Origin of the sequence: Bradyrhizobium retamae, assembly GCF_001440415.1 — a bacterium.
Taxonomy (GTDB): domain Bacteria; phylum Pseudomonadota; class Alphaproteobacteria; order Rhizobiales; family Xanthobacteraceae; genus Bradyrhizobium; species Bradyrhizobium retamae.
Window position 1 is genome coordinate 94,744 of record NZ_LLYA01000046.1, and the last position, 14,111, is coordinate 108,854.

At 62.8% G+C, this 14,111-nt stretch carries 13 protein-coding genes and 1 pseudogene; 9 read left to right on the plus strand and 5 right to left on the minus strand.

Features of this window, described 5'->3' with window-relative positions; genetic code table 11:
* Window positions 1-3: 3 nt before the first annotated feature.
* The 4 genes from CQ13_RS07870 to CQ13_RS07885 all read right to left on the minus strand — a co-directional run bounded on the left by CQ13_RS07870 (window position 4) and on the right by CQ13_RS07885 (window position 4,282).
* Complete coding sequence (locus CQ13_RS07870) at window positions 4-1,092, minus strand: TRAP transporter substrate-binding protein (RefSeq protein ID WP_057842423.1); 1,089 nt, start codon at window positions 1,090-1,092, stop codon at window positions 4-6.
* Between the two features lie 172 nt (window positions 1,093-1,264).
* Window positions 1,265-2,353, minus strand: coding sequence for a TRAP transporter substrate-binding protein (locus CQ13_RS07875; RefSeq protein ID WP_057842424.1), 1,089 nt, complete (start codon window positions 2,351-2,353; stop codon window positions 1,265-1,267).
* Window positions 2,354-2,534: 181 nt separating this feature from the next.
* Window positions 2,535-3,668, minus strand: coding sequence for an Mrp/NBP35 family ATP-binding protein (locus CQ13_RS07880; RefSeq protein WP_057842425.1), 1,134 nt, complete (start codon window positions 3,666-3,668; stop codon window positions 2,535-2,537).
* 176 nt (window positions 3,669-3,844) lie between these two features.
* Window positions 3,845-4,282, minus strand: a complete 438-nt coding sequence (locus CQ13_RS07885) for a VOC family protein (RefSeq protein ID WP_057842426.1) — start codon at window positions 4,280-4,282, stop codon at window positions 3,845-3,847.
* A gap of 167 nt (window positions 4,283-4,449) precedes the next feature.
* On the opposite strand from CQ13_RS07885, the pseudogene CQ13_RS07890 reads away from it, so the two are divergent.
* The 4 genes and pseudogenes from CQ13_RS07890 to CQ13_RS07905 all read left to right on the plus strand — a co-directional run.
* Window positions 4,450-5,328: pseudogene (locus CQ13_RS07890) on the plus strand (NAD(P)-dependent oxidoreductase); the annotation flags it as partial.
* 202 nt (window positions 5,329-5,530) lie between these two features.
* Window positions 5,531-7,135 carry a sensor histidine kinase gene (locus CQ13_RS07895; protein WP_057842428.1) on the plus strand — a complete coding sequence of 535 codons (1,605 nt, stop codon included), beginning with the start codon at window positions 5,531-5,533 and terminating at the stop codon, window positions 7,133-7,135.
* A gap of 46 nt (window positions 7,136-7,181) precedes the next feature.
* On the plus strand, window positions 7,182-7,385 hold the full coding sequence (locus tag CQ13_RS07900; protein WP_057842429.1) for a DUF1289 domain-containing protein: 204 nt from the start codon (window positions 7,182-7,184) through the stop codon (window positions 7,383-7,385).
* A gap of 28 nt (window positions 7,386-7,413) precedes the next feature.
* The gene (locus CQ13_RS07905; RefSeq protein ID WP_057842430.1) at window positions 7,414-7,968 is read left to right on the plus strand and encodes a TIGR02281 family clan AA aspartic protease; all 555 of its coding nucleotides are present in this window, start codon (window positions 7,414-7,416) and stop codon (window positions 7,966-7,968) included.
* Between the two features lie 38 nt (window positions 7,969-8,006).
* Here the strand turns inward: CQ13_RS07905 and CQ13_RS07910 are convergent, their stop codons facing one another.
* Window positions 8,007-8,489 (minus strand): MarR family winged helix-turn-helix transcriptional regulator, encoded by a 483-nt coding sequence (locus tag CQ13_RS07910; protein WP_082637371.1) that lies wholly within the window; start codon window positions 8,487-8,489, stop codon window positions 8,007-8,009.
* Window positions 8,490-8,665: 176 nt separating this feature from the next.
* Here CQ13_RS07910 and CQ13_RS07915 point away from each other — a divergent pair, with 176 nt between their 5' ends.
* The 5 genes from CQ13_RS07915 to CQ13_RS07935 all read left to right on the plus strand — a co-directional run bounded on the left by CQ13_RS07915 (window position 8,666) and on the right by CQ13_RS07935 (window position 14,083).
* The gene (locus tag CQ13_RS07915) at window positions 8,666-9,184 is read left to right on the plus strand and encodes a flavin reductase family protein (RefSeq protein WP_057842499.1); all 519 of its coding nucleotides are present in this window, start codon (window positions 8,666-8,668) and stop codon (window positions 9,182-9,184) included.
* 48 nt (window positions 9,185-9,232) lie between these two features.
* The gene (locus tag CQ13_RS07920; RefSeq protein ID WP_156433567.1) at window positions 9,233-10,465 is read left to right on the plus strand and encodes an acyl-CoA dehydrogenase family protein; all 1,233 of its coding nucleotides are present in this window, start codon (window positions 9,233-9,235) and stop codon (window positions 10,463-10,465) included.
* A gap of 40 nt (window positions 10,466-10,505) precedes the next feature.
* A complete protein-coding gene (locus tag CQ13_RS07925; RefSeq protein WP_057842431.1) occupies window positions 10,506-11,531 on the plus strand; it encodes an amidohydrolase family protein in 1,026 nt (341 codons plus the stop codon).
* Between the two features lie 43 nt (window positions 11,532-11,574).
* Window positions 11,575-12,951, plus strand: coding sequence for an MFS transporter (locus CQ13_RS07930; protein WP_057842432.1), 1,377 nt, complete (start codon window positions 11,575-11,577; stop codon window positions 12,949-12,951).
* A 64-nt stretch (window positions 12,952-13,015) separates the two neighbouring features.
* Window positions 13,016-14,083 carry a maleylacetate reductase gene (locus tag CQ13_RS07935; RefSeq protein WP_057842433.1) on the plus strand — a complete coding sequence of 356 codons (1,068 nt, stop codon included), beginning with the start codon at window positions 13,016-13,018 and terminating at the stop codon, window positions 14,081-14,083.
* Window positions 14,084-14,111 lie beyond the last annotated feature (28 nt).

Sequence of the window (14,111 nt, forward strand, 5' to 3'; positions counted from 1 at the left end):
AAATCAGCCCTGCGAGTGACGCGCCATGAAGCCGTCGTATCCGAGTTCGGCCACCTGGAACCACTGATAGCCGTTGTTCGAGAACGACGTCAGCGATTCATACACCTTCTTGAAATCGGCGTTGCTGGCTGCGACTTCGCTGTGCAACTCCTTCGCCGCCTTGTAACAGGCTTCCATCACCGGCGCCGGGAACGGGCGCAGCTTGGCGCCGGCTGCGATCAACTTGCGCAACGCGGGCGGATTGGCCTGATCGTACTTCGCCATCATCCAGTTGTTGGCGTAGTGGCCGGCCTGCTCGAGAACCGACTGGTAGTGTTTCGGCAAGGCGTTCCACTTGTCGAGATTGACAAAGGCCAGCAGCATCGGGCCGCCTTCCCACCAGCCGGGATAGTAGTAGTTGGGTGCAACCTTCGCGAAGCCGAGCTTCTCGTCGTCGTAGGGGCCGACCCACTCCGCGGCATCGATGGTGCCCTTTTCGAGCGCCGGGTAAATGTCGCCGCCCGCGATCTGCTGCGGGACGACGCCAAGCTTCTGCAGCGCACGACCGGCAAAGCCGCCGATGCGCAACTTCAGCCCCTTCAGGTCCTCGGGCGTCTTGATCTCCTTGCGGTACCAACCGCCCATCTGCGCGCCGGTGTTGCCGGCGAGCAGCGATGTCACGTTATACTTCTTGTAGAATTCGTTGAGCAGATCCCTGCCGCCGCCAAGCATGTACCAGGCCTGGTTGAGACGCATGTTCGGCCCGAACGGCACCGCAGAGCCGAAGGTGAAGGTCGGATCCTTGCCGAAATAGTAGTATGATGCGGTATGGCCGATCTCGACGGTGCCGTTCTGCACGGCGTCGAGAACCTGCAGGCCGGGGACGATTTCACCGCCGGCAAATGTCTGGATCTGGAATTTGTTGTCGGTGGCTTCGCCGACCATCTTGGCCATCAATTCGGCACCGCCATAGAGCGTGTCCAAGGACTTCGGCCAGCTCGTCGGCATGCGCCACTTGATTTCGGGCAAGCCCTGCGCAATCGCGGGCGCTGCGATCGTTGCAGCACCTGCCGCACCCAAGCCGGTTACTTTGAGAAAATCTCTTCGCTTCATATTTCATCCCTTTTGGTTGTGCCGGTCAGCCTTCGTCTCGAGGCTTGGGATCGAGCATGGAACATCCGGCCGCCAATTTCCATAAGTAATTGGATGGAAACGCGAAAAAGCCCGACCTTCTTGCGAAGGCCGGGCTTCCTCGTAAGCTGTTGGGATAGGTATCGGGCTCCGATCAGCCGCGCGTGCGCGAACGGATCATGAAACTGTCGTAGGTATATTCGGCGACCTGCCACCACAGATACTGGTCGGAGCGATAGGCCTGCATCGCGTCGATTGCCTTCTTGAAGTCCGCGTTCTTGCCGGAGATTTCGGCCCACAATTCGTTGGTCGACTTCAGGCAAGCTTCCAGCACTTCGTTGGTGAACGGACGAAGCTGCGTGCCGCTGGCGACGAGGCGCTTCAACGCCGCCGGATTCTGCATGTCGTAGCGCGCATTCATCCAGGCGTTGGTGTTCGCTGCGGCATTCGTAAGGATCGCCTGATAGCCCTTCGGAAGTTCATTCCACTTCTCCAGATTGGCGAAGGCGTGAACCGTGGGGCCACCTTCCCAGAAGCCGGGATAGTAGTAGTACTTTGCGACCTTCGCGAAGCCGAGCTTCTCGTCATCGTACGGGCCGACCCACTCCGCGGCATCGATGGTGCCCTTTTCGAGCGCCGGATAGATATCGCCGCCGCCGATCTGCTGCGGCACCACGCCCAGCTTCTGGAGGACCTGGCCGGCAATGCCGCCGATGCGCATCTTGAGGCCCGACAGATCGGCAACCGTCTTGATCTCCTTGCGAAACCAGCCGCCCATCTGGGTGCCGGTGTTGCCGCAGGGGAAGCCGATCACGCCGGACTTCTTGAAAAACTCGTTGGCGAGTTCGTTACCGCCGCCTTGCGCCAGCCATGAGTTCTGCTGGCGTGCATTGAGGCCGAACGGCACCGAGGCAAAGATCGCAAAGGTCGGATCCTTGCCAACATAGTAATACGAAACAGTGTGGCACATCTCGACCGTGTTCTTGGAGACGGCGTCGAGCGCCTGCAGAGCCGGTACCAGCTCGCCGGCCTGGAAGACCTGGATCTGGAACTTGTTGTCGGTCATCTCGGCAACCTGCTTCGCCAGGTACTCGCCACCGCCATAGATGGTGTCGAGCGACTTCGGGAAGCTCGACGTCAGGCGCCATTTGATCTCAGGCGACGATTGCGCGATCGCCGGCGAGGCAACGGCTGTCGCGGCAGCACCGGCCGCTGAAACCTTCAAAAAATCACGACGCTTCATTCAAGCTCTCCTTCGGGTCGTTTCCCAAATTTCCTCGAGCGTTCCTCCGGCGGGACGAATTCCACGGCATCCGGGGCGCTCTGGCGGGGGCGCTTTAACACGGAAGTTCGCGTTCGAAAACGCGACAAAGGCATGACTGCACTGATTAAACGAAAGTCGTATGGGCGAGAACAAAGCAGCTTCAGGCTGCGGCAATCGCGCCCTGAAGCTGGTCGCGAACCTTGGTCCCGATGGCCCGGTAGACCGCGGCATGCGGGCCATCAGGCTCGCTCGCCACAACCGGATTACCTTCATCCGAGGTGGTCCGGATCGACATGTGCAGCGGGATTTCGCCCAGGAATGGGACACCCAGCCGCTCCGCCTCATGGCGCGCGCCGCCATGGCCGAAAATGTCCGAGCGCGTGCCGCACTCGGGACACTGGAAATAACTCATGTTCTCGACAATGCCGAGCACCGGCACGTTGACCTTCTTGAACATCGCAAGCCCCCGCCGCGCGTCGATCAGGGAGAGGTCCTGCGGAGTTGAGATAATCACCGCTCCCTTCAGCGGCACGTTCTGCGCCAGGGTCAATTGCGCGTCCCCCGTACCGGGCGGCATGTCGACGACGAGAATATCGAGCGTGCCCCACGCCACGTCACGCAGCATCTGGGTGATCGCCGACATCACCATCGGCCCGCGCCAGATCATCGCGGTGTCTTCCTCGACTAGGAAGCCGATCGACATGATCGAAAGCCCGAAACGCTTGATCGGAATCATTTTGCGGTCGTCGTTGAGCTGCGGCTTCTCATTGATGCCGGTGAGCCGCGGCACTGAGGGGCCGTAAATGTCGGCATCGAGCAGCCCGACGCGCAGGCCGAGGTCGCGCAGGCCAAGCGCCAAATTGAGCGCGGTGGTCGACTTGCCGACACCGCCCTTGCCCGAGGCCACGGCGATGACGGCGGCAACGCCAGGAATTTCCGCCTGCTTCGACATCGGCGACGCCGCGCCCTGCGGCGGGCGGTGGGCGGAAGCGGGTTGCACGCCATGCGCATGCCGATGCGCCGCGGGCGCGGCCTGCGGAGCACCGGGCTTGCGCTCGGCCGTGAGCGCGATCATCGCCGTGCTGACACCGGGGATCGCGCGCACTGCAGCTTCGGCTTGCGCGCGCACGCTTTCCCAGGCTCTAGCCTCGGCAGCGTCGACATTGATGGAGAAGAACACCTTGCCGTCGGTGACCGAGATCGCCGACAGCACGTTGGCATTGGTCAGTGGCGCGCCGCGCGGCGAGGCCACCCGGCTGAGGGCATCGAGAACCTGTTGCTGTGTTACCCTCACTCGCGCATCTCCTGAAGCCCTTGCAGTTCCGAGCGAGAACCGGGCCCTACTCGCTTGTTTTGACGCGCATTCTTGCCGCGAACCCGACCCGCTCCGGACCAAGTCCGAAAGCGGAGCCGCGTTCCAAGACGCTATGCCAGTCTGATGCGACCCATAGAGCGGTTCAGCACAAAAGGCTATCTCGCTCCTACGTCATCCCGCCGCTCCGCGGGGCCGGCAGCCGCCTGCTCCTTCGCCGCCTCGTAGTTCAGCTCGATCATCACGCCATTGGGGTCATTGACGAAGATCTGCCAGAGGTCACCGCCCGGAACCTGCCGGGAGTCGTACGCCATGCCCTTCTGCTCCAGCCGCCGCTTCATGCCGTCAAAGCCATAGCTGGCAAACGCGACATGGTGGACAACGCCGGAATCGGGCTTTTGCGGCTCGTCGGTCTTGGAAATATCGACGAGGTGCACCACCGCCTTGCCCTCGCTGTACATCCACGCCCCGGGAAATGCGAAGTTGGGCCGGGCGCCCTTTTCCAGGCCCAGAATGTCCTCATAGAACCGGACCGTATCGGCAAGGTTGCGGGTCCGGATGTTGAAATGGTCGAGCACGCCCACGCTGACGCCCATGCGATGTCACTCCCTTTTTTGTGAGGTTCTTGAGGAACCTATCCTAGCACGAATCCGGCCCCGCCCACCAACGAAGGCGTTGCCCTCCCCTGCGCAGCGGTTATGGTGCGGCTCCTCCAAAAACACCATCCGGCCGGCCCAACGTCGCCGGCGAAAACTCCAAGGTAACTCACATGGCTAAAGTCGCTTTTCTCGGTCTCGGCGTAATGGGCTTCCCCATGGCAGGACATCTGGCGAAAAAAGGCGGCCACGAGGTGACCGTGTACAACCGGACCGGGGCCAAGGCGAAGGAGTGGACGGACAAGTTCGGCGGGCGCACAGCGCCCACGCCGAAGGCCGCAGCCGAAGGTCAGGATTTCGTGATGTGCTGCGTCGGCAACGACAATGACCTGCGCGCGGTCACGATCGGCACTGATGGCGCCTTCGCCGGCATGAAAAAGGGCGCGGTATTCGTCGACCACACCACCGCCTCCGCCGAAGTCGCCCGCGAGCTCGATGCCGCTGCCGTCAAGGCCGGCTTCAAGTTCATCGACGCGCCGGTGTCCGGCGGCCAGGCGGGTGCGGAAAATGGCGTGCTGACGGTGATGTGCGGCGGCAAGGAAGACGCCTATGCCGCTGCCGAGCCGATCATTTCCGGCGCTTACGCAAGGATGTGCAAACTGCTCGGGCCCGCCGGCGCCGGACAGCTCACCAAAATGGTCAACCAGATCTGCATCGCAGGTCTCGTCCAGGGCCTGTCGGAAGGCATTCACTTCGCCAAGAAGTCCGGACTCGACGTTGCGGCCGTGATCGAGACCATCTCCAAGGGCGCGGCGCAGTCCTGGCAGATGGAGAACCGCTACAAGACCATGAATGACGGCAAGTTCGACTTCGGCTTCGCCGTCGAATGGATGCGCAAGGACCTCTCGATCTGCATCAGCGAGGCCCGCCGCAACGGCGCCAACCTGCCGGTGACCGCCCTCGTCGATCAGTTCTACGCCGAGGTCGAGAAGATGGGCGGCAAGCGCTGGGACACGTCGAGCCTTTTGGCCCGGCTGGAACGGTGAGTTAAAGAAACAGGTTAAGACAAAGCACAAAGCCCCCGCTTCTTATCCTGTCAGAAGCGGGGGTTCCGTCTGCCCGACAGGTTAATTTTAACTTCCCGTTTACGAGAATTTTTAGCTCTTTAAGTCATCGCTTAATGATTTAGCGGCACAGATAGACAATGCAAAAGCCCGTGCGGTTCGCGGGCAGGATTTGTGTTGTTCCATGAGTAAGCCCGCAGAGAAGCCCGAGGTTGTCCAGCTTCCGGCAGAAGCGCCGGTCGCACCAGCGGTCAACACCCGGCGCGTGGCGGCGCAGCGTGTGCGCGAGGCGCGCGATCGGTTAACGTCGACCAGCGGGACCCGCCCCGCCTTCGATACCGAGTTGCTCCGACAATACGCCCAGACCCGCGTATCGGCTTCCTTCGTGGTCATGCTGCTGGTGGTTGCGACCGGCGTGCTGTTCGGCCTCTGGAAGTATACCGTGCCGGCCGCGGTCTGGACCGTCGGCATGCTCTGCATCCATGCCACCATCATTCGCAACTGCAAGCGCTTCCTCAGCGAGCCGCCTACGCTCGCCGCCACGCGCAAATGGCAAACCCGCTTCGTGCTGCTCGACCTGCTCTACGGCCTGAGCTGGACGGCGATCCTGCTCGATCCTGCCGGCCTCGACGTCGTCTCGAACACGATGATGATGTTCTTGATGCTGCTGGTGATCGCGGTGTCAAGCATGCTGGCCGCGACGCTGCCCATTGCCGCGGTGGCGGCAACCGCGCCGGTGACGGCTGCGATCGCGCTCAATTTCGTGATGGGCGGAACCTTCGACAATTACGCGCTCGCGTTGCTGGCAGTCGCCGCCGAATGCTATTTTGCGCTGCTTGCCCATCAGCTTCATTCGACGACGCTGGAGACGATCGAAGCGCGCGCCGAAAAGGATGCGCTGATCGGCGAGCTCGAACAGGCCAAGGCGATCTCGGACGAAGCGCGGCACCGCGCCGAATCCGCCAACGTCGCCAAGTCGCGCTTTCTGGCGCAGATGAGCCACGAGCTGCGCACGCCGCTGAACGCGATTCTCGGATTCTCCGAAGTGATGAAGAGCGAGATTTTCGGCGCGCACGCCGTGCCGGTCTACAAGGAATATTCCGCCGACATCCACAATTCGGGCGTCCACCTGCTCAACCTCATCAACGAGATTCTCGATCTGTCGCGGATCGAGGCCGGCCGCTACGAACTCAACGAGGAAGCGGTGTCGCTCGTGCATGTCGTCGCCGACTGCCACCATCTGTTGAAGCTGCGCGCGACCAGCCGCGGCATCACAATTCACGAGGTGTTCGAGCACGGCATGCCCAGGATCTGGGGCGACGAGCGCGCCACGCGCCAGGTCGTTCTCAATCTGCTGTCGAACTCGATCAAGTTTACTCCGCCGGGCGGCGATATCTGGCTCAAGGTCGGCTGGACTGCGTCCGGTGGACAATATCTCAGCGTCAAGGACACCGGCTCCGGCATTGCCGAGGACGAAATCCCGATCGTGCTGGCTTCGTTTGGCCAGGGCTCCAACTCGATCAAATCGGCCGAACAGGGCGCGGGCCTGGGCTTGCCGATCGCCAAGAGCCTGATCGACATGCATGGCGGCACCTTCACGCTGAAATCGAAACTGCGCATCGGAACCGAAGTCATCGTCACGTTCCCGCCGGAGCGCGTGATGAGCGCGCTGGCGCCGATGGCCGAGGACGCCCCGCCCCTGCAGCCGGACCCCGCAGTCAGCGCGGCCGTCGAGGACAAGCGGCGGCCGCGTCACAAGCCTATCATGAGTGCGGGCACGGGGTTGTAGTTGCAAGTGCTTGCGCGAATGAAGCAAACCACTTCACTATCCAGGAATGAGCAAAGAAACGCCGTGTATCGCAGTCTGTATAATGGATCCCGAAACCAAACTCTGCTTCGGCTGCGGACGAACGTTGCCGGAGATCGCGCGCTGGCACCGCATGGAAACGGCGGAGCGATTGGCCGTGATGAAAGGGCTTGCGACGCGCATGGTGGATGCGGGCCTGGTTCCGATGCCGCCGCGCACCGAACGCGGCTGATCACCGGAGGAAACGGCGGAGGCGCCCAGTGATCCGCATCATGCTCGTTCTGGCGATGCTCGCCGCCACCGCCGGCGCCGTCGTCGCCTATGGCGATCCGAACCAGATCGCGCGCGCCAGCAACTCGGTCACGAAAATGCTGTGGCAACAAAGCCTGAAGCCGGCGCCCGCTGTGGAGATCGCACGCGGCAAGGCCGGCGAATTCGCGCTGCACGCCAAGATCAACGGCGTCAAGGCGCCGATGGTGATCGACACCGGCGCGACGTCGGTGGTGCTGACCTGGGAGACGGCGAAGGCGATTGGCCTGCCGATCGAGATGCTCGAATACAACGTCGAACTCGAAACCGCCGGCGGCCACACCAAGGCGGCGCGGCTGACGCTCGATCGCCTCGCAGTCGGCGGCGTCGTCGAGAAATCGATCCCGGCGCTGGTGGTGCCGCGCGGGCAGTTGAAGACCAACCTGCTCGGCATGAGCTTTCTGGACAGGCTGGAAAGCTGGGGCGTGCAGGCCGACAAGCTGAAGCTGCACGGCTATCCCGAGGTGGCGGCTAGCTCGAAACGCGATCGCAGGGCAGCGAAGTAACGCTGGCGGATCGCCAGCCGCGACTTGCCCGCAAAGCATCAACCCTTCGGCCTCGCCGCCTTGCGCGCCTTGTTGACTTCCTCGATTTCGGGCTCGATCGAATTCAGGCTCTCGTAGATTTCTGCGAGCACCATCTTCAGGTCCGAAACGTTCTTCGACGGAAAATTGCGAACCGCCACTTCCTCGAAATGGATGGCGATCGGAATCAACTCTTCCACCAGCGTCCGCCCCTTGGGCGTGAGGTTGATCGCGACCGTGCGCGCGTTGTCCTTCAACCGCGTGCGCGTTACGAGGCCTCGCCGCTTCATCTCCCCGATCAGGCGCGACAGCGTCGATATCTCGATCGTCGTCATGTCGGCGAGATCGCCGAGGCGCTGATCGCCTTTCTCCCAGAGCGCGGCCATCACGCGGTACATGGGTAATGTCACGCCGTAGCCCGCGATGCGCCGGGAAAACAGGTCGCCCATCCGCACGCCGACGCGATTGAGCATGTAGGGCAAGGAATTCGTTAGCCGGTACAAGATCTTGCATCCCGCTTTGGTGCAACTTTTGCACTCATCCAATAGCCGGGCGCCGATCATTTTTCAAGGCAATTGTTGCATTTGAAAATTTCCGATTGACTTGTCATTTGCAAATGCAATTATTGTTCACGAAAATTAAGCCGCCGATCAAGAGCGGCCGTTCAGTGGAGGAAACCATGTCGCTGGATTCGGCATCCGACGAATTGCGTGAGACGTTCAAGCGCGCGTTGCGGCGATTTCCCGCGGCGGTTTCGGTGATCACGTCTGCGGACCAGAACCGCCGCCACGGGATGACGGCGACCGCGGTGACGTCGCTGTCGCTCGACCCTCCCTCGCTGATCGTCTGCGTCAACCAACAGACGCTGCTGCACGACATCATGCTGCTGGCGCGCCGGTTTTGCGTCAACGTTCTGCGCCGCGACCAGATCACACTTTCATCGGCCTTCAGCGGCGCGGTGCCTTCGGACGAACGGTTCGGGCTTGGCGACTGGATGACCTCGCCCGAGGGCGTCACCTATCTCGCCGACGCGCAGATCAACATCTTCTGCAAGAAGGCCGCCGCCGTTCCCTACGGCACGCACACGATTTTCATCGGCGAAGCCGAGACCGTGAACGTGCGCGATCCGATCGAACCGCTGATCTACCAGGACGCGACCTACTGCTTCTCGGTGCCCCACGACAGCCAGGCTGCGTGATCCGCCAAGCCGCCGCCTTCCAGCCCATCGAAGATACGGAGCAAACCAATGGTATCAGTCGCCCAGTTGAAGGATGTATCTGCGCCGCCGGCCGCTCGCCCCGACATTGGCGAGTTGCGGAGCCGCGTGGCGCAGATCGCGCCGCAGATCAAGGCACGCGCCCACACCACGGAAAAGGCGGGCCGCGTGCCGGACCAGAACATCACGGCGCTGCGCATGATCGGCTATTTCGATATCGTCAAGCCGGCGATGTTCGGCGGCTACGAGCACGATTTCGACGTGCTGGTCGAACTGAACATCGAACTTGCGAAAAGCTGCGCCTCGACGGCGTGGGTCGGCGGCCTGCTCGCGGCCCATCAATGGCTGATCGCGGGATTTCCGGAAATCGCGCAGCGCGACGTCTGGGATGATAATCCAGATGCGCTGGCCTGCGGCTCCTATGCGCCGGCCGCCAGGGCGATCGAGGTCGACGGCGGCTATCGCCTCAGCGGGCGCTGGTCGTTTGCGAGCGGCTGCGACAATGCGCAATGGTCGTTGTGCGCGGCGCTGCTACCGTCGAAGACCGAGAGCGGACAGTTTGCGCCGGCCTTCCTGCTGGTGCCGGCCTCCGACTACGTCATCGACGATACATGGAATGTCGTCGGCCTCAGCGGCACAGGCAGCAAGACGCTCGTACTGTCAGACGTGTTCGTGCCCGCGCACCGCCTGCTGTCGTTCGCCGACACCACATCCGGCAAGACGCCGGGCGCCACGCTGCATGCCGCCAATCCCACATTCTCAATCCCGATGCTGTCGAACATTCCCTCCTGCCTGGCATCTACCGCAGTCGGCGCCGCCGCCGGGGCGCTGGAGGACTATCTTGCCGGTACCTCGAGGCGAATTACGCGCGGCGCGGTGGCGGGCCACAACAACCGCATGGCGGATTTCCCGACCATCCAGTTGCGCGTTGCGGAAGCGGCCGCTTCCGTCGATGCGGCGCGTGAAGTGCTGCTGCGCGATCTCAGGGACCGTGCGGCGACGATTCGCGACGGCAGGCCGGTCTCGGTCGAGGACCGCATCGTCAGCCGCCGCGGCCAAGCCTTTTCGGTTGCGCTGGCCATCCGCGCCAGCGAAGCGCTGAACGCCTCGACCGGCGGGCTCGGCCTCGATCTTTCCAATCCCGTGCAGCGCGCCTGGCGCGATGCCAATGCCGTCGGCCGCCACATCAGCATGAACTGGGACGCCGTCGGCACCATGTACGGCCAGCTCGCGCTCGGGCTGACGCCCCAAGGTCAATACTAAGGGACAGTACCAACCAACATCAGACATCAGCGAGGACGACATGCAGGGCAAGATCGCACTAGAGGAACATTTCGCCATCCCGGCCACGCTGATGGACTCAGCGGGTTTCGTTCCGGACTCCTATTGGCCGGAGTTGAAGGACCGCCTGCTCGATATCCAGGACAAGCGGCTGGCGCAGATGGACCGCCACGGCGTTGAGATGATGATCCTGTCGTTGAACGCACCGGCGGTTCAGGCGATTCCCGACGTCGTCCGCGCCAACGAGATTGCAATCCGCGCCAACGATTTCCTCGCCGAACAGGTGGCAAAACGGCCGTCGCGATTCCAGGCCTTTGCCGCACTGCCGATGCAGGCTCCCGATCTCGCGATCGCCGAACTCGAGCGCTGTATCAAGACGCTCGGCTTCCGGGGTGCGCTGGTCAACGGCTTCTCGCAAAGCGGCGACGGCAAGCGGCCGGTCTATTACGACCTGCCGCAATACTGGCCGTTCTGGGCAGCGGTGGAGCAGACCGGCCTGCCTTTCTATCTGCACCCGCGCAATCCGCTGCCGGAAGACTGCGCGATCTATGAAGGGCATCCATGGCTGATGGGACCGACCTGGGCGTTCGGACAGGAGACCGCGGTCCATGCGTTGCGTCTGATGGGATCGGGACTGTTCGATGCCTATCCAAAATTGAAGATCATCCTCGGCCATATGGGCGAAGGCTTGCCCTACAGCATGTGGCGCGTCGATCATCGCAACGGCTGGGTCAAGGCACCGCCGAAACACAAGGCGGAAAAGAAGATTTGCGACTACTTCAACGCCAACTTCTTCCTGACCACGTCGGGCAATTTCCGCACGCAAACGCTGATCGATTCCATTCTCGAGATCGGAGCCGATCGCATCCTGTTCTCGATCGACTGGCCGTTCGAGAACGTGGACCACGCCTCCGACTGGTTCAACAGCGCCAGCATCAGCGAGAACGATCGCCTGAAGATCGGCCGGCGCAACGCCATCGACCTGTTCAAGCTCGATCTCGGCGACCTGGCCGTCGTCGAGCACAGCATTCATCAAGCCGCGGAATAAGCGGCCTCAAACGACATAGTCACCATCTGGGAGGGATACGGCCATGGCCGCGCAGGCAATCGATCTTCACGAAGAACTCGCCGAAGCAAAGGTAGGAAAATTTCACTGGCGCCTCGGCGCCATCATGGGACTGCTAACGCTGTTTGACGGATATGACACGTTCAACCCGGCTTACGTCATTCACTACGTCGCAAAACCGTGGGGGCTGCAGGCCGGCCAGGCAGGACTGTTGATTTCCAGCGGCCTGGTTGGATTCCTGCTCGGGGCCGCCATCCACGGCATCATTGCCGACCGGCTCGGCCGCCGCGGCACCCTGCTCGGCGGCTTGTGGATCACCAGCATCTTCACGCTGCTCACCGCGACCTCGGCAGACTCGTTCCTCTCCTTCTGCATCCTGCGGCTTCTGACCGGCATCGGCCTCGGCGTGCTTCTGCCGCTCGCGACCACCTACATCAACGAGCTGGCGCCGCGGCGCGTGGCGAACACGTTTGCGCTGTGGGGCGTCGCACTTGGTTGGGCGCTCGGCGGCACCCTCGCCGGTGTCGCCGGCGTATTCGCGACGCCGCTATTCGGCTGGACATCGCTGTACTGGATCGGCTCGCTGTCGTTCCTGCTGCTTCCCTTCATGCACTTGATGCTTCCGGAATCGCCAAAGTTTCTCGCCCTTCAGGGCCGTACCGATGAAATCCGCGACATGCTGACCAAACTCCGTCCGGAGCGCGCCAGCGTTTACGCGTCGGCCGAAATCGCCGTCGGGCAGACCGAGAAGCCGGTCAATTCGGTGGCGGCGCTGCTGCAATCCAAGTATCGCCGGACGACGTTCGCGATCTGGGCGTCGGCCTTCCTCAGCCTGTTCTGCATCTTCGGCCTGTCGGGGTGGATTCCGACCGTGATGATGCAGCGTGGAGAAACCTTTGCTGCAAGCTTCGGCTTCGGCGCGCTGATGCAGATCATGTCGTTCGTCGGCGCTCTCGTGCTCGGGCATCTCGTCGACAAGTCCGGCAGCAGCCGTGGGCTGATCGCGACCTGGTGGGCGATTGGCGGCCTCGCGGTGCTCTCGCTCGTAGTGATGAACGACCACATCGTCAACATCACATCGGTCGCCGCCGCCGGCTTCTTCATCATCGGCGCGCAGTTCGTGCTGAACAATTTCACCGCGGCTTCCTATGAGACCGGCGTGCGCGCCACCGCAGTCGGAATGGAGCTCGGGGTCGCCCGCGTCGGCGCCATTCTCGGCCCGTTCGTCGCCGGCGCGCTGCAGCAATATTACCAGAGCCCGACGCCGATGTTCCTGTCGATCGGCGTCTCCGCGATTGCCGCCGGGATGATTATCCTGCTGGCCCGCCAGCCGGTGAGCGCACCATCTGGTAGCCTTGAAGAGGCCGCTGGCTTGCGCAAGGTTGCACAGCCCGCCTCTTGAGCCGAAAGTCCGGCTCCGGGGCGGCCTGACCCTGGAGCCGGCCATTCGTCCGCAAGGAGCAACCATGCAAGGCTTCACCTACCAGAGCGCGCCGATGCGGGTGGTGTTCGGCACCGGCACGCTGCGTCAATTGCCCGATGAATTGTCCCGCCTCGGCGTTACCCGCGCCGTCGTGCTGGCGACCCCGCGGCAGAAAGATCTGGTCGCCGGCATCCGGGAGATGATCGGCGAACGCTTCGCCGGCGTCTTCACCGGAGCGGTCATGCATACGCCCGTCGAGGTGACGGAACGGGCGATGGAAGTCGTGCGCGAGATTGAGGCCGATGGTGTCGTCGCGATCGGCGGCGGTTCGACCACCGGCCTCGGCAAGGCGATCGCCTTGCGCACCGATCTGCCGCAGATCGTGCTGCCGACCAGTTACGCCGGCTCGGAGATGACGCCGGTGGTCGGCCAGACCAGCGGCGGGATCAAGACCACGCAATCGAGCCCGAAGATCCTCCCCGAGATCGTGATCTATGACGTCGATCTCACCGTGACGATGCCGGCAAAACTATCGGCGACATCGGGCGTCAACGCCATTGCGCACGCGGTCGAGGCGCTCTACGCGCGGGATCGCAACCCCATCATATCGCTGATGGCGCAGGAAGGCATCGGCACGCTGGCGCGGGCGCTGCCGAAAATCTGCGCTGAGCCGAGCGACAGGATCGCGCGCACCGACGCGCTCTATGGCGCCTGGCTCTGCGGCGTCTGCCTCGGCGCGGTCGGCATGGCACTGCATCACAAGCTCTGCCATACGCTGGGCGGGCTGTTCAATCTGCCGCATGCCGAGACCCACACCGTCGTTCTCCCGCATGCTCTCGCCTACAATGCACCGGCCGCACCTGAGGCGATGACACGCATCGCCTCAGCACTTGGCGTGAGCGATCCAGCGCTCGGCCTCCACGATCTGGCGCGAAAGCTTGCCGCGCCGCTGTCGCTGCGCGAGATAGGCATGCCCGAGAGCGGCATCGATCAGGCCGCCGACCTCGCCGTGAAGAATCCGTACTGGAATCCGCGCCCGATCGAGCGAGAGGCGATCCGCGAATTGATCACGCGCGCCTGGCGCGGAGACGCTCCACAAACCGCCCAATGATCCCCTGGACTCGGACGTCGTGTTCGGC